We start from the raw sequence: 23,383 nt of genomic DNA, 5'->3' as shown, positions 1-23,383 counted from the left end.
CACAGCCGCTACGGTCGGCTGACACTGCGCCAACGCGCCGGAGGCTCGGGTGCTCACGGGTCTGAGACTGGAGAACATCGCCCTGATCGAGCAGCTGGAGCTGTCCTTCCAGAGCGGCTTCACGGTGCTCACCGGCGAGACCGGCGCCGGCAAATCGATCCTGCTCGATGCCCTCGATGCCCTGCTCGGCGGTGCCCAGGGCTCCCAGGGGGCGCGGCTGCTGCGGCGGGGATCCCCGCGCGGAAGGATCGAGGCCAGCTTTGCCCTGACACCGCCGCTGAAGGCCTGGCTGGAGGAGCAACAGCTGGACAGCGACGAGGATGAGCTGCTGCTCAGCCGCGAATGGCGCCAGCAGGACGAACGGCTGAGCAGCCGGCACCGCATCGCCGGGGTGGCCGTCAGCCGCACCCAGGTGCTGGAGCTGCGCCCCCTGCTGCTCGATCTCACCGTCCAGGGGCAGACGCAGCAGCTGGCGCGCCCGGGGCAGCAGCGCCGCTGGCTGGACCGCTTCGCCGGTGAGGAGCAGCAGGCCCTGCTGGCCTCGGTGGCTCAGGCCCATCGCCACTGGCGGCAGGCGGCCACGGCCCTGCAGGACGCCCATGACAGCTGGCAGCGCCTGCAGCAGGAGCGGGAGCGGCAGGAGCAGCTGCTGGAGGATCTGGAGGCCGCGGCCCTCGACGACCCCGAGGAGGGGCAACACCTGCAGACCGAGGAGAACCGCCTCGCCCACGGCGTGCGGCTGCAGGAGGGGGTGATGACCCTGATCGGCCGCCTGCAGGAGGGGGCGGACCAGGCCCCTTCGGTGCTCGACCACCTGGCCGCCTGTGAAGCGGAGCTGACCCAGATGCAGCAGCTCGATCCCTCCCTGGCGGGGCTGGCGGGCCGCTGCAGCGATGGCCTGGCGGCCCTCCAGGATCTGGCCCGCGATCTCGATCGCTACGGCGCCTCGCTGGAGAGCGACCCAGGCAGCCTGGCGGAGCTGCAGGAGCGGATCGCCCAGCTGAAGGCGCTGGAGCGGCGCCATGGCCGCGACCTGGGAGAGCTGATCGCCTGGCGCGACCAGCTGCGCGAGCAGCTCACCCCCGGCGGCGCCGAGGCGGCTCTGGAGGCCCTGGAGGCCGCTGAAGCCGCTGCCCGCACCACCCGCGACCGTGTCAACGCCAGCCTGACGAAGGCCCGCCGCAGCGCCGCCGAGCAGCTTGAGCAGCAGCTGATGCAGGCCCTGCGGCCGATGGGCCTCACCCACGTGCGCTTCACTGTCTCGCTCAGCCCCTGTGACCCGGGCGAGGAGGGCGCCGACGCCGTGCAGTTCCTGTTCTCCGCCAACCCCGGCCAACCTCTGGCGCCCCTGGCGGAGGTAGCCTCCGGCGGCGAGATGAGCCGTTTTCTGCTGGCCCTCAAGACCGCTCTGGCCGCCGCCGATGCCCACGTGACGCTGCTCTTTGACGAGATCGACACCGGCGTCAGCGGCCGGGTGAGCGGCGCCATGGCCGAACTGCTGCGGCAGCTCGCCGCCAGGCGCCAGGTGTTCTGTGTCACGCACCAGCCCCTGGTGGCGGCGGCGGCCGATCACCACTTCCGGGTGAGCAAGGAGGTGCTGCAGGGCACCACCCACACACGCGTCGCCCCGCTGCTCGACACGGCCGCCCGGCAGTCGGAGCTGGCGGAACTGGCCGGCGGCGACTCCGGCGAGGCCCACAGCTACGCCGCCAGCCTGCTGGGCCAGCGTGTGGCATGACTCCCATCCAGCCGTCACCCGACGCCAGGGCCTGCAGCGGGCCGGAAGGCTGGAGCCTCAGGGTGGTGGGTCCCTACCTGGTTGTGCTGCTGCTGGCGGTGTTGCTGGCGATGGCGCTGCGGGTGCGGTTCTTCGAGCACTACCACCAGATCAGCCACACGACCAACCTGCTGCTGGATGGCACGCGCGACCTGCTGAAGACTGCCTTCTGGGTGCAGGTCCTGCTGTTCTGGTGGCTGGCCCTGACCAAGCTGTTGCCGCCGCTGCGGCGCCGGTTGCCCCCGGCGTCGCGCGACCTGATCCAGGCGGCACGGCTGGGGGCGGGCCTGAGCCTGGTGAATCTGTTCTCGGAGAGCCTGGCGATCTACTGGCTCAAGATCGAGTCCTATGAGCTGCTGCTGGAGTCTCTGCTGCTCTACAGCGCCATCACCCTCAACTTCCTGTTCTGGTACTGGATCGTCGACCATCCGCCCCGACACCCCGGGCCGCTCTGGGAGGCCCGCGCGACCACACCCGGCGTGAGCATGCCCTATGGAATCGTGTTTCCGGAGGAGGCCCTGGAGCGGGATCTGCTGAAGACCGAAAGCTGGAAGCCGGCGTTCACCGATTATCTCTACTTCACGATTCTTTCGAGCAACTGTTTTGGTGCTCCCGAGGGGCACTCCCTGGTGGGCGCCCCGATCAAGCGGCTGCACATGCTGCACAGCCTGGCCATACTGTCGGTGTTCATCGTGATCCTGGGCCGGGCGATCAACACGCTCAGCTGAGCGGCCGGCCATTCCCCTGACAGCAGGCACGCCGGAACACCGATCGATGCCGTTGCCCGCTGGCGCGGCGACCTGAGGCCGAGCCTCACGGCACCACCGGAACCTGAGCCGCAGGCGGCGGTCCAACGAGCGCGGCCGCTCCAAGGACCGCCAGTGCAGCAACACCGGCTCGCCCTCGCCGCCAGCGACCACCGGGAACAGGAACGACACCTGCAGAGGCCCCCTGACCAACCCAACCGGGCCCTTGAACCCCGGCTGTTCCAGGCCACGGTCGCGATCATCACGCCGGCGCCGATCTCCGGAGCCGTGGTGGAGCGCATGAACTTCCGCGCCTGGATGGTGTTCGTGACGCTGTGGAGCACGGTCGTCTACCTGACCCTCCGTCACCGCCCCTAAAGTGGCCGGCTACCGATCAGGCCGGATGCCCGCCGCCCCACGCCCCCTGAACCTGAGCGGGGGCAGCCTGGAAGATGTGATCCGCGTACGCGGCGCCCGCCAGCACAATCTTCAGAACGTCGATCTCACCATCCCGCGCAACCGCCTGGTGGTGTTCACGGGGGTGAGCGGCAGCGGCAAGAGCTCGCTGGCCTTCGACACGATCTTCGCCGAAGGGCAGCGCCGTTACGTCGAGAGCCTCTCGGCCTACGCCCGCCAGTTCCTGGGCCAGGTGGACAAGCCCGACGTCGACGCGATCGAGGGGCTGTCCCCGGCGATCTCGATCGATCAGAAGTCCACCAGCCACAACCCGCGCTCCACCGTCGGCACCGTCACCGAGGTGCAGGACTACCTGCGCCTGCTGTTCGGCCGCGCCGGCGAACCCCACTGCCCCCACTGCGAGCGGCCGATCCGGCCCCAGACCATCGATGAGATGGTCGATCAGATCCTCACCCTGCCCGAGGGCACCCGCTACCAGCTGCTGGCGCCGGTGGTGCGCGGCAAGAAGGGCACCCACGTCAAGCTGCTGTCCGGCCTGGTGGCGGAGGGCTTCGCCCGCGTGCGCATCAACGGCGAGGTGCGCGAGCTGGCCGACAACATCGAGCTCGACAAGAACCACGCCCACAACATCGAGGTGGTGGTCGACCGCCTGGTGGCCCGCGAGGGCATCCAGGAGCGGCTCACCGATTCGCTGCGCACGGCGCTCAAGCGCGGCGAGGGCCTGGCCCTGGTGGAGGTGGTGCCGAAGAGCGGTGAGGAGCTCCCCGAAGGCGTCGAACGTGAACGCCTCTATTCAGAGAACTTCGCCTGCCCGGTGCACGGCGCGGTGATGGAGGAGCTCTCACCACGGCTGTTCTCGTTCAACAGCCCCTATGGAGCCTGCGCCGACTGTCACGGCATCGGCTTCCTGCGCCAGTTCACCTGCGAGCGGGTGATCCCCGATCCCACGCTGCCGGTGTACGCGGCGATCGCCCCCTGGAGCGACAAGGACAACTCTTATTACTTCTCACTGCTCTATTCGGTGGCCGAGGCCTTCGGCTTCGAGATCAAGACCCCCTGGAACGCCCTCACCGAGGAGCAGCGCCAGGTGCTGCTGCACGGCAGCAAGGAACCGATCGCGATCCAGGCCGACAGCCGCTATCGCAAGTCCCAGAGCTATGTGCGCCCGTTCGAAGGGATCCTGCCGATCCTGGAGCGGCAGCTGCGCGACGCCAGCGGCGAGGCGATCCGCCAGAAGCTGGAGAAGTTCCAGGATCTGGTGGCCTGCGGCACCTGCCGCGGCCTGAGGCTGCGGCCCGAGGCCCTGGCGGTGAAAGTGGGCCCCTATGCCATTCATGAGCTCACCGCCGTCAGCGTCGGCGAGAGCCTGGCCCGCATCGAGGCGCTGATGGGCGTGGGCGCCAGCGAGGGCAACGATCCGCTGCTGACGCCGCGCCAGATCCAGATCGGCGACCTGGTGCTGCGGGAGATCCGCATGCGCCTGAAGTTCCTTCTGGATGTGGGGCTCGACTACCTGAGCCTCGACCGGCCGGCGATGACGCTCAGCGGCGGTGAGGCCCAGCGCATCCGCCTGGCCACCCAGATCGGCGCCGGCCTCACGGGGGTGCTCTACGTGCTCGATGAACCGAGCATCGGCCTGCACCAGCGCGACAACGACCGGCTGCTCAACACGCTGATCAAACTGCGCGATCTGGGCAACACGCTGATCGTGGTGGAGCACGACGAGGACACGATCCGGGCCGCCGACCACCTGGTGGACATCGGCCCCGGCGCCGGCGTGCATGGGGGCCGGATCGTCGCCGAGGGCAGCCTGGAGGACCTGCTGAAGGCGAAGGAGTCGCTCACGGGCGCCTATCTGAGCGGACGGCGCTCGATTCCCACCCCGGCCGAGCGGCGCGACGCCGGCAGCCGCCGGCTCACCCTGGTGGGCTGCAGCCGCAACAACCTGCAGGACCTGTCGGTGGAGATCCCGCTGGGCCGCCTGGTGTGCGTCACCGGCGTGAGCGGCAGCGGCAAGAGCACCCTCGTCAATGAGCTGCTGCATCCGGCCCTGGAGCACAAGCTGGGACTGAAGGTGCCCTTCCCCGCAGGACTGGAGGAGCTGCGCGGCATCAAGGCGGTGGACAAGGTGATCGTGATCGACCAGAGCCCGATCGGTCGCACACCGCGCTCGAATCCCGCCACCTACACCGGCGCCTTCGATCCGATTCGCCAGGTGTTCGCCGCCACGGTGGAGGCCAAGGCGCGCGGCTACCAGGTGGGCCAGTTCAGCTTCAACGTCAAGGGCGGCCGCTGCGAGGCCTGCAGCGGTCAGGGCGTGAACGTGATCGAGATGAACTTCCTGCCGGATGTGTATGTGCAGTGCGATGTCTGCAAGGGGGCGCGCTACAACCGCGAGACCCTGCAGGTGACCTATCGGGGCCACACGATCGCCGATGTCCTGCAGATGACGGTGGAGCAGGCGGCCGAGGAGTTCAGCGCCATTCCCCAGGCGGCGGACCGGCTGCGCACCCTGGTGGATGTGGGCCTGGGCTACATCAAGCTCGGCCAGCCGGCGCCCACCCTCTCAGGGGGAGAGGCGCAGCGGGTGAAGCTCGCCTCCGAGCTCTCCAAGCGCGCCACCGGCAAGACGCTCTATCTGATCGATGAGCCCACCACCGGCCTGAGCTTCTACGACGTGCACAAACTGATGGAGGTGATGCAGCGGCTGGTGGACAAGGGCAACTCGATCCTGGTGATCGAGCACAACCTCGATGTGATCCGCTGCGCCGACTGGCTGATCGATCTGGGCCCCGAAGGCGGCGACAAGGGTGGGCAGATCGTGGTCTGCGGCACCCCGGAGGATGTGGCTGCCCATCCCAGCAGCCATACGGGTCGGTATCTCCAACAGGTGCTGGCCCAGCATCCACCGCAGGAGCTGGCGGCGTAGGTCACGGCAGAGGCACAGACCCGAGCCGTCGGGCTTCAGGCCTCGGCGACAGCTCTGGCCGGTCCAGGGGCGAGGAGGCACCGCTCCTCATCTGATTGCACGGCCGTGTGTCGCGACCGCCAACGCGTGTCCCCGGACAGGAAGCCATCCGCTGTCCCAGGGCCCAACGGCACGAACCCCTTTACCCTGAGCACGCGTCCTGCCTGTGGTTCTGCCGTGAGATCGACGATCCTGCACCGGATCACCACAGGCCTGCCGCAGCATCTGCAAAACCGTCTGCAACCCCTGCGGCAACTCGCGCCATGCCTGGGGGGCCGCCTGGCCCTGCTGGCCGGCCTGTCTCTGATGGCGTCCCCAGCCCGGGCGCTGGAGACCGTGAAACTGCAGCTGCCGCTGCTGCAGACCGACTTCACCGTGAAGGTCAGCGAGCTGGCCAGCCCGGAACGGCTGTTCAGCGGCAACAGCGATCTGGCCCAGCTGGACCAGGCCACCGGCGGCCGCATCGGGCGCCAGCTGAGTCATCTGATGACCTCGCCGCTGCCGCTGCCGGTGCGCAACCTGGTGAACAACGCCGTCGGCACGCCCCTGTTCGATCAGGTGATGCTGCTGACCAGTTCCCTGGTGGAAGTGCAGGACCTGCCGCCCGATCGGGACGGCACCAGGCTGGCCACCGCCCTGGATCAGATCCCGGCCGGCCAACCGATCACGCTGCTGACCCTGCTGCAGACCATGCCCGGCGAGAGCGCCACGATCGATCTGGAGCGGGCCCTCTATGCGGTCCAGCGGCTCCAGCGCCAGCAGCGACTGGGTCAGCAGCTGGTCACCGAGCTGCCGCCGGTGAGCAGCGATCCGACCCTGGCCGCTCCGGGTCCCCTCAAGACCGTCACGCGCACGATCTCGATCCCGGTACGCCATCGCCCCGAGCCTCTGCAGCTGCAGATCGTGTCTCCGGCCCAGGGGAGCAACGGCCGGCTGGTGATGATCTCCCACGGTCTGTGGGACAGCCCGATCAGCTTCGAAGGGTGGGCCGAGGCGCTCGCCTCCCGTGGCACCACGGTGATCCTTCCCTACCACCCCGGCAGCGACAAGCAGCAGCAGCAGGCGATGCTCTCCGGAAAGGCGGCACCGCCGGACCCGGACGAACTGCGCAAACGGCCGCTGGACGTCTCAGCCGCGATCGATGCGGTCGCCGCAGGCAGCATCGGTGGCCTGCAGGGGATCCGCACCGACCGGGTGGTGGCGATCGGCCATTCCTGGGGGGCCACCACGGTCCTGCAGCTGGGTGGAACCCGCCCCAGCGTCAGTGCTCTGCAAGAGCGCTGTGACAACCTGCGCGATCCCGACCGCAATCTCAGCTGGGTGCTGCAGTGCAGCTTTCTGCGGGCCGCCGACCGGGCCGCCCTGGCCGATCCACGGGTGATCGCCGTGGCGGCCGTGAGCCCCCCGGTCAGCCTGGTGTTCGAGCGGGGAGCGACTGCCGGGATGCAGGCTCGCGGGCTGGTGGTGAGCGGCACCCACGACTGGGTGGTGCCGTCCGGTCCGGAGGCCCTCGATCGCTTCGGGGCCCTGCGCGGCTCCGGACACCAGCTGGTGCTGGTGCAGGGTGGCGACCACTTCAACCTGCGCGCACCGAAGCAGCAGGCCAGCGCCACGCTGTCCCCCCTTCTGCTCAGCTGGACCGATGCGGCCTTCCAGGCGGGTGACAGGGTCCGCCCCACGGCCGGCGCAGCGCCGCTGCTCGAGCCGGCGGCCTGGGGCAACGGAAAGATGGTGATGGTGGAGGCCACCGCTGCGGCACCCTGAGCCGCCGGGCATTCGTCATGCCCGGCGGCGGCTTCAGTGCGTGGTCTCCTCGCCGCTTCCGGTGGGGTGCTGGGTGTTGGTATCGGGCATCCAGTAGCTGAGGTTGTCCTGCCAGTAGAGCCGCCCCGGCAGCCGCTGGGAGCTGAGCTTCGTCTGAGCCATGGCCGTCAGCAGCTGCGTCATCTCAAGCGGCGACAGGTCGGTCAGCACGTCGTCACCGGCGATCTTCAGGAGCTCCGGAAGGCGAGTGAGGGTGGAAGGCTGGGCCAGCTTGCCGAACACCTTGGCCATCACGAGGCGCTGGCGATCCATGCGGCCGAGATCGCCGAGTTCGTCGTGGCGGAACCGGAGAAAGCCCTCAAGGGCTTCGCCGCGCAACACCTGGGGGCCAGGGTAAAGATCGATGTAGAGGCCCTGGGCGTTGTCGACGTAATACATGCGCTTGGGCACATCCACCTCGACACCCCCCAGGGCATCGGCAACCTTGGCCACGGCATCGAGGTTGAGCTTGAAGTAGCGCTGCACCGGCGCGCCGATCAGCTTGGCCACCTCATCCTTGGCGGCGTCCACACCCCCCAGGGCAAAAAGAGCGTTGGCCTTGATCGTGCCGAACTGATCGGTTTCGACATAGGTGTCACGAGGCACCTGAGTGACCAGGGTGATGCCGTCCTTCACCTGGACGGTGAACATCACATCGGTGTTATCTCCGACCTTGTCGCGCCCCAGAATCAGAACCCGTCGGCTGCCGCTGGCCATCGGATTGACGATGGCCGCGATACCGCGGGGGGCGTGAATCAGACCAGCCAGCAGCGACGGCACCTGCCGCACCGCAGGCGAGGCCAGGCCATACCCGAGGCTCAGACCGAGAGCGAAAGGCAGCAGCGCGACACGCCAGGGACGGCGCTGCGGCGGTGGCGGAGCGGTTTGACGGCGCGCGAGCAGCTCAGGCACCGAGGCGTCGACCCGACGATCGGATCGTTCCTGGCGGCTCCCGGGTGGGGAGGAGCGCCGCGAGGAGCGGGGGGAATTGGGGGCTGGGGCCTGTGCCATCGGACTCCTGGCTTGGCGAAGGTTACGGCCCCAACTCCATTCGCACCAGGGCTGTCGACGGTTCAGGAGCTGGCCCGGCAGCTGATCCGCTCTGCCGCTGCATCCGCCCTGTCCCGCGCCTCCTGCTCGCAGCCGCCGCGGGCCAGAGCCACACCCATGCGCCGGAATGGCCTTGTGTCGGGCTTGCCGAACAACAGCACCTGGGTCTCAGGCTCCCGCAATGCCTCGGCAACACCCTCGAAGCGCACCGCCGCCCCCTGGTCGCTGGCCAGGATGACCCGGCTGGCAGCCGGGCCGAGCGAGCGGATCCCGGGGATGGGCAGGCCCAGCACCGCCCGCACATGCAGCTCGAATTCACTCAGGTTCTGGCCCATGAGAGTCACCAGACCCGTGTCGTGGGGGCGGGGCGAGAGCTCGGAGAACACCACCTCCTCGCGGCCCGGTTCGCCGCAGAGGAAGAACTCCACCCCGAACAGACCGGCGCCGCCCAGAGCATCGGTGACGGCACGGGCCATCTCCTGGGCTGCGGCCAGCTGGTCAGGCCCGAGAGCGGCCGGCTGCCAGCTGCACTGGTAGTCGCCGCGCTCCTGGATGTGGCCGATCGGCGGGCAGAACAGGGTGGGGCCGTTCCATTGCCTGACGGTGAGCAGGGTGATCTCGAGCTCGAAGCGCAGGAATTCCTCCACGATCACGCGGGTGCCGATGCCGCGTGCGCCGGCCTGAGCCGCCTCCCAGGCGGCCGCCAGCCCCTGACGGTCATGGACCACGCTCTGGCCCTTGCCCGAAGAGCTCATCACCGGCTTCACCACGACGGGGAAACCGAGCGGTTCGGCCGCGGCCAGCAGCTCCTCAGCACTTTCGGCATAGGCGAAGCGGGCCGTGCGAAGACCCAGCGGTCCCGCGGCCATGTCGCGGATGCGGTCGCGGTTCATCGTCACGGCCGTGGCCCGCGCCGTGGGGATGACGGTGATCCCCTCCGCCTCCAGCTCGGCCAGGGCATCGACAGCCAGGGCCTCGATCTCCGGAATCACCACATCGGGGCGGTGCCGTCGCACCACCGCCTTGAGGGCTTCCGGGTCGGTCATCGCGATCACCTCGCTGACATCGGCCACCTGCATCGCCGGCGCACCTGCGTAGCGATCGACGGCCACCACCTGACAGCCCAGCCGCTGGGCCGCGATCGCCACCTCCTTGCCGAGCTCGCCACTGCCCAGCAGCAGCAGGGTGCGGGGGAAGGGGCGGGCGGCAGGATCCATGGGGACAGACGGCAGAACGAAGGGTGTCCCGATCCTGGCCTGCCGGCCGCTGAAGCACCTCTTCCACCGGCAGCCGTGCCACCAGCTTCAGCCCCCAGGCGCGTCCCAGCCGGCGCTGCGGCGATCCGCCAGGGGCCTGACTCCTAGGGTGCGCTGCATCCATCTCCGTCCCCCTGCCGGTGGTCGCCCCACTCCACGGACTCGCCCTGCTCCCCCTGGCCCTGCAGACCGCGGGAGACGCCGGCGACGGGCTGCTGCTCTTCGGGATGGACATGGCCAGCCTGCAGCAGTGGACGCTGATCTACCTGGGGCTCTCGTCGCTGGCCTTCGTGCTGGTGTGGGTGATCGGCTTCCTGCGGCGCTGAAGCACCGCCTCAGGCAGGCGCCGGGCCTGTGGCCTCAGTCGTTGAAGACCGTCAGCTGGCGCTCAGGCGGCTCCTCGCTGATGAACCCATAGGCCTCGAACACGGAGGGATCGGGATGGGTGATGCGCGGTCCCTCGGCACTGCGCTCGATCCGGAAACCCTCCGCCGCCAGTCGCCGCATCAGCGACGCCGCCTCCTCGAAGCGTGACGCCATGGCATCGAGGCTGGCGCAGTCGGCGGTGAGCCCCGCCTCCCGCCAGGTGAAGTAGGCCATCGCCGGATCCGTCACGACCTGCCCCGTCATTCTGGGCCAGGCGACGCCGCCGCAACCACCGCGAAGGCCCGCCGCCGTGCTCAGGTGGGCAGCAGCACCAGGCCCAGCAGCACCAGGCCGAGGCTGATGCCCCAGAAGGCCAGCACCACTCCCTGCTCGGGCAGGCCGCCGAGCTCGAAATGATGGTGCAGCGGCGCCATGCGGAACAGGCGCCTGCCCTGACCATCAGGCCCCTTGGTGGCCTTGAACACCCAGACCTGCAGGATCACCGACAACGATTCAGCCAGGAACACCCCACCCATGAGCAGCAGCGGCCAGAGGCTGTTGCTGAGCAGCGCCACCGCCGAGAGGGCCGCGCCCATCGCCAGGGAGCCGGTGTCGCCCATGAACACGCGCGCCGGATGGCGGTTCTGGGTCAGGAAGCCGAGCCAGCAGCCGGCCATCGCGGCACAGAAACCGGCCAGGGCGGGATCTCCTGCGTTGCCGCGCAGCATGAGCTGCAGGGCCATGCCGCTGAACACCACCGCACCACAGCCGGCCGCCAGGCCATCGAGGCCGTCGGTGAGGTTGGTGGCATTGCTCTCCGCCAGGAAGACGAACAGCCCGAGGGGCCAGATCAACAGGCCCAGCGGCAGCACCCAGCCCAGCGGCAGACCCACATCGCCGGGCGCGCCGCCACCGAGCCAGCCCCCCCAGGCGGCCCAGGCGAGAAAAGCGACGGCAGCCAGCGCCTGGAGGGCGAGCTTGCCGCGGGGGGTCAGACCCGTGTTGGTGCGGCGGGTGAGGCTGCGCCAGTCATCGACGGCACCGATGGCCATGTAGGCCGCCGTGATCGCGGCGGTGGCCAGCAGACGCGGATCACCCGGGCTGATCCAGGCCCCCACCAGCACGCCCACGGGCACCACCAGCAGGCCTCCCATCGTGGGGGTGCCGGCCTTGCTGAGGTGTGCCTGCGGCCCCTCCTCACGGATCACCTGCCCCAGCTTCAGCTGCCGCAGTCGCGGCACGCCCCAGGCGAGCACGCCGGCACTGACGAGCGCCGACACCAGCAGCGGAATGGTGAGGGCGGAGTTGGCCACCAGAACATCGCTGGCCAGGGCTCCCACCAGAAGCACCAGGGAGAGCAGCGCGGCCATCACCCGGCCGTCGGGACGTTGGATCGCAGACAAGACGAGCACTCGAGTCGGGACGGCCAGGCCAGATTGCCTGCAGGCCCGCCGGGGCGCCAGCTCAAGGCCACCACCCGGCCGCGCCGGCGCCGACCGCGGGAACCCTGCGAAGCCGGAAGAGCCGTGAGGACACCTGCGCGGGACAGCGAGGCACCCGATGGGGGCGGCAGAGGCCGGGCGGCGGCGATCGGCCGGGCCCAGATGACGTGACGGGCAGATCTCGATGCAGCGATGGCTGTGCCGGAGGACGGCTTCGTCAGGTCCTGAAAACAGGCAACCCCCGGATCGCCTCCCTCCCCGACTGCAGGGGTGAGCCGATCCGGGGGTTGCAGGCCTGAAGCGGATCCGTCCCGGATCAGTCCTCCCAGTCCTCCTCGGGCTGCTCGTCGGCCTGGTTGTAATCCTCCTTCTCGCCCATCAGCGCCGAGAGCTCCTCCTCCTCGACCGTGCTGACCTCGGTGCCGGCAGTCTCCTCATCCGCCACCAGGCGGCCGCTGGCCTCCAGCAGAGTGAGCAGGTCGGGCTCATCGCGCAGGGGCAGCACCGGCGCCGGCTCGCGGCGGCCGTAGCGCGTCAGCGAGGGATTGATCGTGTCGAGGATGCTCATGGGCCGGCTGGGCTCACGCAGAACCAATCGATCATCCTACCGGGAGGAGTTGTTCGCTCACCAGCCCAGGCTCGCAGGCCATCGCCGGCCTGACCCCATCGGAGAGCGGTCTCGACACCAGATGCAGGGTTCGCGGGCGGCCATCCCACCACCGCTGGCGTGTGCACCAGCCTGACTGGCCGGCGTGGCCGCACCATGCACCGCCACCACCGCCGCGGAACGATGCGGCGGTCCGGGATCATCGAAGCCGGGCCCTCCGCCGCGATCGCCATGTCCAGCTCCCGTTCCGTGCTTCGCGTCTGGTCCCTGGCACTGGCCCTGAGCGCCGTGCTGGCGGCCGCGGCGGAGCGCTGGCCCGAGCCACTGCCGATTCGCCCGGCCGTGGTCTGGGCCCTGGTGCTGCTTCCCCCTCTGGCGATGGCCCTGGTGCTGCTCGCCGACTGGTCCCTGCCTCCACAGCCAGCGCCGGCGGAGCGTGACGCCTCGCCAGCGACCGAGCGTCTGTCCGGCCAGGAGGGAGAATCGAACGATTCCGACTGGGAGAAGGGTTGATGGTGGCCTCGGCGCATGCGGACAGCACGGCTGGAGCGGCAGGGGAGCAGCCGCGGGCGCGCCGCGTGGTGCTCGCCTATTCCGGCGGCGTCGACACCAGCGTCTGCATCCCCTATCTCAGGAACGAGTGGGGCGTGCAGGAGGTGATCACCTTCGCCGCCGATCTCGGCCAGGGCGATGAGCTCGAGCCGATCCGCCGGAAAGCGCTGGATTCCGGCGCCAGCCAATCGATCGTGGGCGATCTGATCGAACCATTCATCCGCGAGTTCGCCTTCCCCGCCATCCGCGCCAACGCCCTCTACGAAGGCCGCTATCCCCTCTCCACCGCCCTGGCACGGCCGTTGATCGCCCGCCGGCTGGTGGAGATCGCCCGCGAGGTGGGTGCCGACGCCGTGGCGCATGGATGCACCGGCAAGGGCAATGATCAGGTGCGCTTCGATGTGGCGATCGCCGCCCTGGCGCCGGAGCTGAGGGTGCTGGCACCGGCCCGTGAATGGGGCATGAGCCGCGAGGAAACCATCGCCTACGGGGAGCGCTGCGGTATTCCGGCTCCGGTGAGCAAGAAATCGCCCTACTCGATCGATCTCAACCTGCTCGGACGCTCGATCGAAGCCGGCTCCCTGGAGGATCCCAACGTCGAGCCCCCCGAAGAGATCTACGCCCTCACCCGCTCCATCGAGGCGACCCCCGAAGCCCCCCAGACCGTGGAGATCGGCTTCGAGCAGGGCAACCCGGTAAGCCTCGACGGCGAGCGGCTGGATCCGGTCAGCCTCGTGCGGCGCGCCAACGAGCTGGCGGGCCTGCATGGCTTCGGCAGGCTCGACATGGTGGAGAACCGGGTGGTGGGCATCAAGAGTCGCGAGATCTACGAAACCCCCGGCCTGCTGCTGCTGATCAAGGCCCACCAGGAGCTCGAGAGCCTCACCCTGGCCGCCGACGTGCTGCGCACCAAACGCCAGCTGGAGATGCAGTGGGCCGATCTGGTCTATCAGGGTCTCTGGTTCGGTCCGCTCAAGCAGGCCCTCGATGCCTTCATCGACACCACCCAGGCCTGCGTCAACGGCACGGTGCGGGTGAAGCTGCACCGCGGCAACGCCACGGTGGTTGGCCGCAGCAGCGGCGCCGACAGCCTCTACGTCCCGGACATGGCCACCTACGGCGCCGAGGATCAGTTCGATCACCGGGCCGCCGAGGGCTTCATCTACGTCTGGGGGCTGCCGACACGGCTGTGGGCGGCCCGTCGTCGCGGTCGCTGAACATCAGGGTTCGGCGTTGCTGCTCCGTCCTGCCGGTCGGGTGGAGCGCAGTCGTCGACCCAGGCGACGCATGCCGACGAGCACACGCTGCAGGGGCTGTGATCTCCCACTGGGATCGGGGACGGGAACGGCAGCCGGCGGCAGGAGCCTGGTGCTGCGTGCCTCCGGCTCGTCAGGGGCGGGCTGAAGGGCAAAGAGCTGCTCACGCAGCATGCGGTTATCGGCCAACAGAAGCTGCTGCTGCTCAAGGATGCCGTGCAGGCGCTGGCGAAACTTGCGCTCGAAGATCTCGGGAAGATCTTCGAGCATTTCATGCAACGCAGACGCCTCGTCACGGGCGGCTGCGAGTTCCTGTTCAAGGCGCTTGATGCGCTCCGTCTTCGCCTGCTCGAGATGCGAAGGCTTCGCAGAGCTCCGAAGCGGCGGCGGGGGAGGTGGGGGGGGTGGCGGTGGCACTTCGGCTGCGCGCGAAGCGGTCTCCGGCCCGGCTGAGGCGATCAGAGGCATCGACCCGGGCGATGTCGCCTCTTCCCACCAGCGCCGGGACACGGAAGCGGCACCGGCAGGAGGGAGATCACGATCGGGCAAGGCCCGTGCCCGTCCCGGATTACTGCGCTCTCTGGCGCGATTGGCCTCTCCCGTATCGCTCATGGCACGTACCGGTGAAGCTGATGGGTGCGGGGAGTTTATCGAACCCGGATTGCCGACCACACCACCACCATGAGAAAGCCCCGAACCCGCAATGAAGCGGACCGGGGCCCTGATCAGCAGGTCACCGGAAGCAGGATTCAGGCGCCCACTACCTCGGTCGCAGCGGCAACGCTCTCACCGGCACCGCTGTTCGGCACCGAGCGGGGGGCGGGCATCGGCCCATCCTGCTTGACGGTCAGATAGCGGATCACGTCCTCGGAGAGGCGCATCGCCCGCTCGAGGGGAGCCACCTGCTGGCCGTCGCCATTGTGGTTGAGCTGCACATAGATACCTTCACGATGCCTGGCGATCGGGTAGGCGAGGCGGCGCTTGCCGCGCATCTGGGTATCGAGAACCACACCGCCGGACTCGGTGACAAGGTCGCGGTACTTGTTCACATGGGTCTCAACCTCCTCCTCCGGGATGTCCGGGCGGAGGATGTACATCGTCTCGTAGTAGGGCTGGCTCATGGGGCTGGCGTCGAGGTCTCCGGGAATGGGGGCCGAGGGGCGGAGCCCTTCAGCGACGACCCGTCAACCTATCGCAGCGCCCCGGAGGGCTCTTGCGGCCGTGAACTCAGAGCTGCATCCGCACCGCATCCGACACGGTGGGGATGTCGGCCTCCTGGCCGCGCAGGCTCTGAACCAGCCCGAACAGGGACACCACCAGCGCACCGAGGAAGACCGTGTTCTCGAGGGTGCGCAGCGCGAAGCTGCCGGCGAAGGGGGACAGCAGGATCCGAAAGGCGAGGCTGAGCAGCACCAGCACGATGTCGATCAGGATCGCCTGCAACACGTGGAAGCGGATCAGGTAGGGCACACGGTCGTTGCGCACCACCGCCAGGTAAAGCGCCAGGAACAGCACCAGTCCCCCGAACGGGATCAGCTGCTGCAGGGCGATCAGGGGCAGGGCGGGCAGCGCCACCACACTCAGGAACGGGAACTGCTGCAGAAGGGCACGGCCGAAGGGCAGGGCATCGCTGAAGGGCAGCAGGTAGGCGAGCCCTGAAAGCAACCGTTGCCAGATGGGCGTGCCTGCCTGTGCCACCGATGATCCCGATACCGCAGAGCCCAGGCTAGGGGCTGGCACCGGGAGCCCGGCCACCACCTTCCCCGGACTGCAGTCCCCACAACACGGCGTGACGTCATGCCCGCATTCCATGGGGGAAGCAGGGCACCCAGCGAGGCAGGCGGCTCTGGCCTCCCAAGCCTGGACTGCGGAGTGAAGCGGGCCATCCATCCCGTGATGTCGCCAGGCAGCGGTTGTCCAACCGCGAGGGCAGCCCGGCGAAGCTCAGCCGCAACGCTCCAGCGCCGCCAGGGCCGCCTCCCGCATGCGCCCGACCGGGACCTCGGTGCGACCACTCCACAGGCGCAGAGCCGCCGCACCCTGCTGCACGAGCATCTCCAGGCCATCCAGGCTGCGGCAGCCCCGCTGGGAGCTGCGGCGCAGCAGCTCAGTGGGACGCGGCGTGTAGATGACGTCGTAGACCCAGCAGCTCGGGGGCAGCGCGTCGAGTTCATGCTCGCTGAGGGGACAGCGCGATGCGGCACCGGAATCGCTCGCCGAGGCCATGCCGAGGGGCGTGGTGTTGACGACAAGATCAGCAGTGGCGAGCTCCGCCGCCAGGCCGTCCGTCTCTGCCGTCCAGACGAGCGGACGCAGCTGCGGGGCCCAGGCGGCACAGTCCTGCCGGAAGGCCTCCAGAGCGGCTGCCCGCCGCCCTGCCAGCTGGATGTCGGCGAAGCCCAGCTCCACCAGGGCCGCGGCCACGGCCCGGGCACTGCCGCCACTGCCCAGCACCACCGCCCGCCGACCCTGCCAGTCGGTTCCGTCTTCCAGCAGAGGTGCACAGAAGCCCTCCACATCGGTGTTGGTACCGAACCAGCCCCCCTGCGGATGGGGCACCAGGGTGTTGACCGCCCCCAGCCGCTCGGCCAGGGGGCTGAGCTCACGGCAGAGGGCGGCCACCGCCTGCTTGTGGGGGATGGTGACGCTCAGCCCACGACAGCCCATCGCCTCGAGGGCCTGAACCACGGTGGCGAGCCTGTCGGCTGCGACGGGCAGGGCCAGATACACCCAGTCGAGGTCAAGGGAGGCCAGGGCGGCGTTGTGCATCACCGGCGACAGGGAGTGACGCACCGGATCTCCGAGCACCCCCGCGAAGGCGGTGGAGCCGCGGATCGGGCTGGGAGAAGGGATCGCAGATGACATCGACCGACCGGCTCAGGCAGCCCAGACCGTAGATGGAGAAAGGCTTCTGGGCCAAACAAAGGGACGGTGCGGTTCGGGAACCACCCCTCGCCTGAGCGCAGGGCCGCTGCTGAAGATGCTCCCAGTCCGATTTCATCCACTCCAGGAGGTGGGAACCCATGGGCAAGGTCGTTGGTATTGACCTCGGCACCACGAACAGCTGTGTGGCGGTGATGGAGGGAGGCAAGCCCACCGTGATCGCCAATGCCGAAGGGTTCCGCACAACCCCTTCGGTGGTGGCCTACACCAAGAACCAGGACAAGCTGGTGGGCCAGATCGCCAAACGCCAGGCGGTCATGAATCCCGAAAATACGTTCTATTCCGTCAAGCGCTTCATCGGCCGTCGTGTCGACGAAGTGAATGAAGAGTCGAAGGAAGTCAGCTATGGCGTTGAGAAGGCTGGCTCGAATGTGAAGGTGCGCTGCCCGGTGCTCAACAAGCAGTTCGCCCCTGAGGAGATCTCAGCCGAGGTGCTGCGCAAGCTGGCTGAGGATGCTGGCAAGTATCTGGGTGAAACCGTCACCCAGGCGGTGATCACCGTTCCCGCCTACTTCAACGATTCACAGCGCCAGGCCACCAAGGACGCCGGCAAGATCGCCGGTCTCGAGGTGCTGCGCATCATCAACGAGCCCACCGCGGCTGCGTTGGCCTACGGCCTGGATCGGAAGAGCAATGAGCGCATCCTGGTCTTCGACCTGGGCGGCGGCACCTTCGACGTGTCGGTGCTCGAAGTCGGCGACGGCGTCTTCGAGGTGCTCTCCACCAGCGGTGACACCCACCTGGGCGGTGACGACTTCGACAAGGTGATCGTCGACTGGCTGGCCGATTCATTCAAAGCCAACGAAGGCATCGATCTGCGTCAGGACAAGCAGGCCTTGCAGCGCCTCACCGAGGCGGCCGAAAAGGCCAAGATCGAACTCTCCAGTGCCACCCAGACGGAGATCAATCTCCCGTTCATCACCGCCACTCCCGAGGGCCCCAAGCACCTCGACCTCACCCTCACCCGCGCCAAGTTCGAGGAGCTGGCCAGCTCCCTGATCGACCGCTGCCGCGTGCCGGTGGAGCAGGCCCTCAAGGACGCCAAGCTCTCCACCAGCGAACTCGATGAGATCGTCATGGTGGGCGGTTCCACCCGCATTCCGGCGGTGCTGGAACTCGTGAAGCGCATCACCGGGAAGGATCCCAACCAGACGGTGAACCCGGATGAGGTGGTGGCCGTGGGCGCCGCGATTCAGGGCGGTGTGCTGGCCGGTGAGGTGAAGGACATCCTGCTGCTCGATGTCACGCCGCTGTCGCTCGGCGTCGAGACTCTCGGCGGTGTGATGACCAAGATGATCACCCGCAACACCACGATCCCCACCAAGAAGACGGAGACCTACTCCACTGCGGTGGACGGCCAGACCAACGTGGAGATCCACGTGCTCCAGGGCGAGCGCGAGATGGCCAGCGACAACAAGTCGCTCGGCACCTTCCGCCTCGACGGCATCCCGCCGGCCCCCCGTGGCGTGCCCCAGATCGAAGTCACCTTCGACATCGACGCCAACGGCATCCTCAGCGTCACCGCCAAGGACAAGGGCAGCGGCAAGGAGCAGAGCATCTCGATCACCGGTGCCTCAACCCTCTCTGACAACGAGGTGGAGCGGATGGTGAAGGATGCCGAAGCCAATGCCTCCGCCGACAAGGAGAAGCGCGAGAAGATCGATCTGAAGAACCAGTCGGAAACGCTGGTGTATCAGGCCGAGAAGCAGCTCGCCGAACTCGGCGACAAGGTGAGCGCCGACGACAAGTCCAAGGTGGAGAATTTCACCAAGGAGCTCAAGGAGGCGATCGAGAAGGACAACACCGAATCGATGAAGAGCGTGCTGGAACAACTCCAGCAGGCCCTCTACGCCGCCGGTGCCTCGGTGTATCAGCAGGCCGGTGCCGATGGGGCCGGGGCGGCCCCCGGCGGGAACGGCAACGGCGCCAGTGCCGGAGCCCCCAGCGGTGCCGACGACGTGATCGACGCCGAGTTCACCGAGAGCAAGTGAACGCGACCACCGGGGGCCTGTTCAAGGCCCCCGGCCAACCCTTCCGAGCGAGGCGAACCGGTCCAGGCGCCCGATCCTGACAACGCTTCTCGCAGCAGCCCCCCTCCTCGAGGGGGCTTTTCTGTGCACAGTCATCAAGAGCACCTGATCCATCGCGACGGAGAGGCCGCCCGGTGGCCACGGATGGATCGCTCTCCGTACGCCCGCATCCCCCGCGCAGCGCCCCCCCAGAAGTGGGCTCACCCTGACGTGCCTGTTTCTGCCGTTGACGCGTCTGCCGGATTGCAGCAGCGCAAGGAGGGCGTACGGCCTGAAGCAATGCCCCCAGCGCCAGCAGATCCCCCTTCAGGGTCTCATCGTCTGCAGGGCCGCACGGGCCTTGGCCAGCACCGGCGACGGCAGGTTCACATAGCCGAGGCCGGGGGCCTCCGCCTGCGTCTTCTCGGAGAGGGTGTGGTCGAACACCTTCTGCAGGGTCTCCAGCCTGCTGCCGTTGCCCTGCTGGTAGAGCAGGATCCAGCTGAAGGTCACGATCGGATATCCCTGAGAGGGGTTGGCATCACGGCCGGTCAGATCCGCTCCGAGATCGATTGAGGCCAGCGCCCGTTCGGCATTGGCGGTGGTGGGCTCCAGCGCTTCTCCGGCGGCATTGGTGAGCCGTGCCGCCTGGAGGTCCCCGCGCACGAAGGCGGATTCCACATAGCCGATGCCGCCCTTGATCTGACTGAGCTGGGCCGCCACGCCCTCATTCCCCTTCGCCCCCACTCCGGTGGGCCAGGTGACCGACTTGCTCTCACCGGGGCCCGCCTTCCACTCAGGGCTGATCGCACTGAGGTGGGCGGTGAAGTTGGCGGTGGTGCCGGAGCCATCCGAGCGATGCACCACCGTGATCGGCTGAGCGCTGCAACCGAGCTCACTGAAGTTGCGGATGCGGCCCAGGAAGATGTCGACCAGTTGCTTCTGGCTGAGGCTGAGCGTGCAGCCCTGATGGTTGTAGGCCACGGCGATGGCACCCGCGGTCATCGGAATCTGCAGCACACCACGCTTCACCTGGGCGATGTCCTCGGCCTTCATCGGCACATCGCTGGCCGCGAAATCCACCGTGCCGGAGACGAACTGCCTCACCCCAGCGCCCGAGCCCACCGATTGATAATTGACCCTGATTCCCTGGCCGGCCAGCTCCTGGAACCAACGCTGATAGAGCGGCGCTGGAAAGGAGGCACCGGCGCCGTTGAGCGTGCTGCCACCGCCACAGCCGCTCAGCAGCAGAGCACTGCCCGCCAGCGCCAACGGCAGCCCTACCCGGCCGCGGCTGCGTCGCCTGGTCGGCGCGGCAGGCGACGCGGAACCGGAACGGCGCGGGAAACGGCGAGCGGTGGCCATGGGACAACGGGAATCTGGGGAAAACCTACGTCGCACCCCGTCCCGCTTCGATCCGCTCGGCCACCCATTCAGCGCTGGCGGGGGCCAGCAGCACGCCATTGCGATAGTGCCCCGCGGCCAGCAGCAGGCCGTTGCCCAGGTCCTGCAGCAGCGGGGCGGGCTGCCCCTGGGGCCTGGCGCGCAGGCCCTGCCAGTGCCTGCACAGGCGCGCCCTGCGCAGCCAGTCGGGCGCTTCTCCCGCCAGGTCGCGCAGGGACTCCAGTGCCCCGGCCGACGCCTCCTGGCCGGGCTCCAGCGTCGCCCCCAGCCACAACCGCCAGGGCGCCGCGTCAGCATCAGCGGCGGGGGGGCGCTGGATCAGGTTGATCCCGCGCCACACCACGGCTCCCGGCCAGCCTCCCCCGGGCGCCGGTCGATCGCAGGGATCGAGCTCGAGCTCGAGCGCCTGGCCCAGCACCGGCTCCAGCCTCGGCGGCGGCGGTTGCAGCTCGCCCGGCAACAACGCTGTGCTCCCCAGGCCCGCGGCCAGCACCAGCCACTCGCACTCGAGCGACGCGCCGCTGCAGAGCCTCAGGCGCCAGCCACTACTGCATCGCTCCAGGGCCGCGACCCGCTCCGAACGCCGCTCCATCCCCGCCGCCGCCGCATCCAGAGCCAGGGCGTCCATGGCGGCGCAAGGGTCGAGCTGGCCGTCCTGCGGGCTGTACAGCCCACCCAGAGCCGCCGCCGGCACCACCGGCTCAAGCTGCCGCAGGCGCTGCGGGTCCCAGTGCTGCAGCGCCTGCCCTGCTGCGTCGCCCTGCTGCCGGCGGGGATCATGCAGCAACAGCTGCTGGCGGGTCAGATCCGATGCCTCCGCGGCGAGCAGCAGCAGACCCGGCCGCCAGGGAATCGGCCGGCCCCGCGCGGCGAGCTCCCTGCGCCAGGCCCCCCATAGCTCGAGACTACGCTGTCGCAGACGCCAGCCTCGGCCACTGCTGCGGTGAAACACCCGCGCCATCAGCACGCCCAGGGCCGCCTCACTGCCCCGTTCTCCCAGAGGGTCCCCACCCGACGGGCGGCGGGCCGGCTCGCAGCCGTCGAGGAGCAGCACGGCGTGGCCGCGTCGCACCAGCAGCCAGGCGCAGGACAGGCCCACCAGACCGGCGCCGATCACCGTGACGGCACGGCCGGATGGGACCTCGAAACGGGCGGGGCCTGCGATGGAGTGCATCAGAGGCAGCCCCGCCCCGGAGCTCAGATCTGCTTGAGCTCCACCTTGACCTGCTCGGGCAGCACCTGGGCGTAGAGCCCGAAGCCGCTGGCGACCTTGATGTAGGCCTTGCGCAGAGCCTCGCCGTCCTGCAGACGGGCTGCCTCATCCAGTTCCGCCATGGCGGTCTTGAGGTTGTTGGCGAGCTTGTTGGCCTCGGGGCGATCGGCCGGCAGCAGTCGCTGGTTGATGTAGAGCATCTCGCGGCCCACTTCCTGCATCGGCCCGTGGATCAGGTTGCGGGTGAAGGTCCAGTCCTTCTCGTTGACCAGCGTGGCCAGCTCAGGCAGCCGGTCACGGGCCGCCAGGAAACCCTCCGCCTGGCGGGTGATCGCCGCCATGTCGGCCGGACTGATCGTGGTGGGGGCCTTCCGGGCGGCAGCGGCCTCACCGGCCAGCAGCGAGCTGCCCAGGGCCACCGACAGCACCAGCATCAGAGCAAAACGCAGGCCTCGGCGCAGCAGAGCGCGAGCGGCGGAAACGGGCTGGGAACGCAGGACCATGGTGCAGCGGGGGCATCGGAGGGTGCGGTGGGGGGACTGTACCGATCCCCTCCCTGCCGAGGGGAGGCTCTGTAGCCGCTCGCAACGGGCAGGCCGCCGCGGAAAGCGGATCCGCGCAGGTAGAACCGCGAAAGCGGCGTGCCCGACCGGCCGCAGGTTAAGGATGGAGCGCTGCCAGCGCAGAGCCTCACTCATCCATGCCCTCTCCCACCGCCATCCTGCAGATGATCTGCCCGGATCAGCCCGGACTGGTGCGTGAGCTGTCCGGCTGGGTGGCCGCCAACGGCGGCAACATCGTCCACGCCGATCACCACAGCGATCCGGGGGCGGGCCTGTTCCTCAGCAGGATCGAGTGGCAGCTGGAGGGTTTCGGGCTGCCTCGCGAGGCAATCTGCCCCACGGCGGCTGCCCTGGCGGAGCGGCTGGGCGGGGAGTACAAGGTCAATTTCTCCGACACCCGCCCGCCGGTGGCGATCTTCGTGAGCAAGCAGGATCACTGCCTGCTCGATCTGCTCTGGCGCACCCGCACCAGCGAGCTCCCCATGCAGGTGGCGCTGGTGATCGGCAACCACCCCGATCTGCGGCCGATCGCCGAGGAGTTCGGGGCCCGCTTCGAGCATGTGCCGATCGGCAATGCCAACCGGGCCGAAGCGGAAGCCCGCCATCTCGAGCTGCTGAACGAGCACGCCATCGAGCTGGTGATCCTGGCCAAATACATGCAGGTGCTGACGCCCGATTTCCTGGCGCGGTTCGATCCCCCCGACGCCTTTCACCGGATCATCAACATCCACCATTCCTTCCTGCCCGCCTTCCAGGGGGCCCAGCCGTATCACCGCGCCTGGGAGCGGGGCGTCAAGCTGATCGGCGCCACAGCTCACTACGTGACCGAGGAGCTCGACGGCGGACCGATCATCGCCCAGTCCACGGTTGCGGTCAGCCATCGCGATGAAGTGGAGGATCTGATCCGCAAGGGCCGTGACTGCGAACGCCTGGCCCTGGCCCGCGCCGTGCGCCTGCATCTCAAACGCCAGGTGATGGTCTACCGCGGCCGCACCGCCGTGTTCGACTGAA

22 protein-coding genes are annotated in these 23,383 nt (G+C 68.8%); 10 read left to right on the top strand and 12 right to left on the bottom strand.

What is annotated here, in order from left to right; genetic code table 11:
- Positions 1–49 precede the first annotated feature (49 nt).
- From recN to H8F25_RS12535, 5 genes are all read left to right on the top strand, one after another.
- Positions 50–1,738, top strand: coding sequence for a DNA repair protein RecN (gene recN, locus H8F25_RS12555; RefSeq protein WP_197210703.1), 1,689 nt, complete (start codon positions 50–52; stop codon positions 1,736–1,738).
- On the top strand, positions 1,735–2,505 hold the full coding sequence (locus H8F25_RS12550) for a hypothetical protein (protein ID WP_197210702.1): 771 nt from the start codon (positions 1,735–1,737) through the stop codon (positions 2,503–2,505). The genes recN and H8F25_RS12550 overlap by 4 nt, the downstream gene beginning before the upstream one ends.
- A gap of 153 nt (positions 2,506–2,658) precedes the next feature.
- The gene (locus H8F25_RS12545) at positions 2,659–2,901 is read left to right on the top strand and encodes a hypothetical protein (protein ID WP_231596821.1); all 243 of its coding nucleotides are present in this window, start codon (positions 2,659–2,661) and stop codon (positions 2,899–2,901) included.
- A gap of 25 nt (positions 2,902–2,926) precedes the next feature.
- Positions 2,927–5,869: an excinuclease ABC subunit UvrA gene (uvrA, locus tag H8F25_RS12540; RefSeq protein ID WP_197210701.1), complete on the top strand. Its 2,943-nt coding sequence runs from the start codon at positions 2,927–2,929 to the stop codon at positions 5,867–5,869.
- Positions 5,870–6,085: 216 nt separating this feature from the next.
- On the top strand, positions 6,086–7,672 hold the full coding sequence (locus H8F25_RS12535; protein WP_231596820.1) for a dienelactone hydrolase: 1,587 nt from the start codon (positions 6,086–6,088) through the stop codon (positions 7,670–7,672).
- Between the two features lie 33 nt (positions 7,673–7,705).
- Here H8F25_RS12535 and H8F25_RS12530 read toward each other — a convergent pair whose 3' ends face one another.
- Positions 7,706–8,623: an LCP family protein gene (locus tag H8F25_RS12530; RefSeq protein WP_231596819.1), complete on the bottom strand. Its 918-nt coding sequence runs from the start codon at positions 8,621–8,623 to the stop codon at positions 7,706–7,708.
- Positions 8,624–8,784: 161 nt separating this feature from the next.
- Positions 8,785–9,978, bottom strand: coding sequence for a formate-dependent phosphoribosylglycinamide formyltransferase (gene purT, locus H8F25_RS12525; RefSeq protein WP_197210699.1), 1,194 nt, complete (start codon positions 9,976–9,978; stop codon positions 8,785–8,787).
- Between the two features lie 179 nt (positions 9,979–10,157).
- Here purT and H8F25_RS12520 point away from each other — a divergent pair, with 179 nt between their 5' ends.
- The gene (locus tag H8F25_RS12520) at positions 10,158–10,343 is read left to right on the top strand and encodes a cytochrome B6 (protein WP_231596818.1); all 186 of its coding nucleotides are present in this window, start codon (positions 10,158–10,160) and stop codon (positions 10,341–10,343) included.
- 34 nt (positions 10,344–10,377) lie between these two features.
- Here H8F25_RS12520 and H8F25_RS12515 read toward each other — a convergent pair whose 3' ends face one another.
- The 3 genes from H8F25_RS12515 to H8F25_RS12505 all read right to left on the bottom strand — a co-directional run bounded on the left by H8F25_RS12515 (position 10,378) and on the right by H8F25_RS12505 (position 12,393).
- Positions 10,378–10,617 carry a hypothetical protein gene (locus H8F25_RS12515; RefSeq protein WP_197210698.1) on the bottom strand — a complete coding sequence of 80 codons (240 nt, stop codon included), beginning with the start codon at positions 10,615–10,617 and terminating at the stop codon, positions 10,378–10,380.
- Between the two features lie 80 nt (positions 10,618–10,697).
- Positions 10,698–11,753, bottom strand: a complete 1,056-nt coding sequence (gene mraY / locus H8F25_RS12510; protein WP_197213819.1) for a phospho-N-acetylmuramoyl-pentapeptide-transferase — start codon at positions 11,751–11,753, stop codon at positions 10,698–10,700.
- A gap of 388 nt (positions 11,754–12,141) precedes the next feature.
- Positions 12,142–12,393: a DUF3134 family protein gene (locus H8F25_RS12505; RefSeq protein WP_197210697.1), complete on the bottom strand. Its 252-nt coding sequence runs from the start codon at positions 12,391–12,393 to the stop codon at positions 12,142–12,144.
- Positions 12,394–12,663: 270 nt separating this feature from the next.
- On the opposite strand from H8F25_RS12505, the gene H8F25_RS12500 reads away from it, so the two are divergent.
- Positions 12,664–12,945 (top strand): hypothetical protein, encoded by a 282-nt coding sequence (locus H8F25_RS12500; RefSeq protein ID WP_197210696.1) that lies wholly within the window; start codon positions 12,664–12,666, stop codon positions 12,943–12,945.
- Complete coding sequence (locus H8F25_RS12495; protein WP_197210695.1) at positions 12,945–14,201, top strand: argininosuccinate synthase; 1,257 nt, start codon at positions 12,945–12,947, stop codon at positions 14,199–14,201. Before H8F25_RS12500 ends, H8F25_RS12495 begins: the two co-directional genes overlap by 1 nt.
- A gap of 3 nt (positions 14,202–14,204) precedes the next feature.
- On the opposite strand, the gene H8F25_RS12490 is transcribed toward H8F25_RS12495, so the two are convergent.
- The 4 genes from H8F25_RS12490 to H8F25_RS12475 form a co-directional block, all read right to left on the bottom strand.
- Positions 14,205–14,510, bottom strand: coding sequence for a hypothetical protein (locus tag H8F25_RS12490; RefSeq protein ID WP_197210694.1), 306 nt, complete (start codon positions 14,508–14,510; stop codon positions 14,205–14,207).
- A gap of 479 nt (positions 14,511–14,989) precedes the next feature.
- Complete coding sequence (gene rpsF, locus H8F25_RS12485) at positions 14,990–15,361, bottom strand: 30S ribosomal protein S6 (RefSeq protein ID WP_197210693.1); 372 nt, start codon at positions 15,359–15,361, stop codon at positions 14,990–14,992.
- A 106-nt stretch (positions 15,362–15,467) separates the two neighbouring features.
- Positions 15,468–15,905, bottom strand: coding sequence for a Tic20 family protein (locus tag H8F25_RS12480; RefSeq protein WP_231596817.1), 438 nt, complete (start codon positions 15,903–15,905; stop codon positions 15,468–15,470).
- Between the two features lie 279 nt (positions 15,906–16,184).
- Positions 16,185–17,105, bottom strand: coding sequence for a shikimate dehydrogenase (locus H8F25_RS12475; RefSeq protein WP_197210691.1), 921 nt, complete (start codon positions 17,103–17,105; stop codon positions 16,185–16,187).
- 158 nt (positions 17,106–17,263) lie between these two features.
- Between H8F25_RS12475 and dnaK the strand changes: the two genes are divergently transcribed.
- Positions 17,264–19,174 carry a molecular chaperone DnaK gene (gene dnaK / locus H8F25_RS12470; protein WP_197210690.1) on the top strand — a complete coding sequence of 637 codons (1,911 nt, stop codon included), beginning with the start codon at positions 17,264–17,266 and terminating at the stop codon, positions 19,172–19,174.
- Positions 19,175–19,519: 345 nt separating this feature from the next.
- Here the strand turns inward: dnaK and pstS are convergent, their stop codons facing one another.
- Genes pstS through psbQ form a run of 3 tightly spaced genes read right to left on the bottom strand, consistent with a single transcriptional unit; the run spans position 19,520 to position 22,312 of the window.
- The gene (gene pstS, locus H8F25_RS12465) at positions 19,520–20,557 is read right to left on the bottom strand and encodes a phosphate ABC transporter substrate-binding protein PstS (protein ID WP_197210689.1); all 1,038 of its coding nucleotides are present in this window, start codon (positions 20,555–20,557) and stop codon (positions 19,520–19,522) included.
- Between the two features lie 25 nt (positions 20,558–20,582).
- Positions 20,583–21,770, bottom strand: coding sequence for an FAD-binding oxidoreductase (locus H8F25_RS12460; protein WP_197210688.1), 1,188 nt, complete (start codon positions 21,768–21,770; stop codon positions 20,583–20,585).
- Between the two features lie 23 nt (positions 21,771–21,793).
- Positions 21,794–22,312, bottom strand: coding sequence for a photosystem II protein PsbQ (gene psbQ, locus H8F25_RS12455; protein ID WP_231596816.1), 519 nt, complete (start codon positions 22,310–22,312; stop codon positions 21,794–21,796).
- Positions 22,313–22,509: 197 nt separating this feature from the next.
- On the opposite strand from psbQ, the gene purU reads away from it, so the two are divergent.
- Positions 22,510–23,382: a formyltetrahydrofolate deformylase gene (gene purU / locus H8F25_RS12450; RefSeq protein ID WP_197210687.1), complete on the top strand. Its 873-nt coding sequence runs from the start codon at positions 22,510–22,512 to the stop codon at positions 23,380–23,382.
- Position 23,383 lies beyond the last annotated feature (1 nt).

Source organism: Synechococcus sp. CBW1004 (assembly GCF_015840715.1).
In the GTDB taxonomy this organism is placed as follows: domain Bacteria; phylum Cyanobacteriota; class Cyanobacteriia; order PCC-6307; family Cyanobiaceae; genus Cyanobium.
Note: the sequence above shows the minus strand (reverse complement) of the source record. Positions and strands in the feature narration are given on the sequence as shown.

Excerpts from the sequence above, each read along its gene's own strand:
- H8F25_RS12550 (WP_197210702.1), top strand. The coding sequence starts at position 1,735 with ATGACTCCCATCCAGCCGTCACCCGACGCCAGGGCCTGCAGCGGGCCG.
- uvrA (WP_197210701.1), top strand. The coding sequence starts at position 2,927 with ATGCCCGCCGCCCCACGCCCCCTGAACCTGAGCGGGGGCAGCCTGGAA.
- purT (WP_197210699.1), bottom strand. The coding sequence starts at position 9,978 with ATGGATCCTGCCGCCCGCCCCTTCCCCCGCACCCTGCTGCTGCTGGGC.
- H8F25_RS12515 (WP_197210698.1), bottom strand. The coding sequence starts at position 10,617 with ATGGCCTACTTCACCTGGCGGGAGGCGGGGCTCACCGCCGACTGCGCC.
- mraY (WP_197213819.1), bottom strand. The coding sequence starts at position 11,753 with ATGGCCGCGCTGCTCTCCCTGGTGCTTCTGGTGGGAGCCCTGGCCAGC.
- H8F25_RS12505 (WP_197210697.1), bottom strand. The coding sequence starts at position 12,393 with ATGAGCATCCTCGACACGATCAATCCCTCGCTGACGCGCTACGGCCGC.
- H8F25_RS12500 (WP_197210696.1), top strand. The coding sequence starts at position 12,664 with ATGTCCAGCTCCCGTTCCGTGCTTCGCGTCTGGTCCCTGGCACTGGCC.
- H8F25_RS12495 (WP_197210695.1), top strand. The coding sequence starts at position 12,945 with ATGGTGGCCTCGGCGCATGCGGACAGCACGGCTGGAGCGGCAGGGGAG.
- H8F25_RS12490 (WP_197210694.1), bottom strand. The coding sequence starts at position 14,510 with ATGCTCGAAGATCTTCCCGAGATCTTCGAGCGCAAGTTTCGCCAGCGC.
- rpsF (WP_197210693.1), bottom strand. The coding sequence starts at position 15,361 with ATGAGCCAGCCCTACTACGAGACGATGTACATCCTCCGCCCGGACATC.
- H8F25_RS12475 (WP_197210691.1), bottom strand. The coding sequence starts at position 17,105 with ATGTCATCTGCGATCCCTTCTCCCAGCCCGATCCGCGGCTCCACCGCC.
- dnaK (WP_197210690.1), top strand. The coding sequence starts at position 17,264 with ATGGGCAAGGTCGTTGGTATTGACCTCGGCACCACGAACAGCTGTGTG.
- pstS (WP_197210689.1), bottom strand. The coding sequence starts at position 20,557 with ATGGCCACCGCTCGCCGTTTCCCGCGCCGTTCCGGTTCCGCGTCGCCT.
- H8F25_RS12460 (WP_197210688.1), bottom strand. The coding sequence starts at position 21,770 with ATGCACTCCATCGCAGGCCCCGCCCGTTTCGAGGTCCCATCCGGCCGT.
- psbQ (WP_231596816.1), bottom strand. The coding sequence starts at position 22,312 with ATGGTCCTGCGTTCCCAGCCCGTTTCCGCCGCTCGCGCTCTGCTGCGC.
- purU (WP_197210687.1), top strand. The coding sequence starts at position 22,510 with ATGCCCTCTCCCACCGCCATCCTGCAGATGATCTGCCCGGATCAGCCC.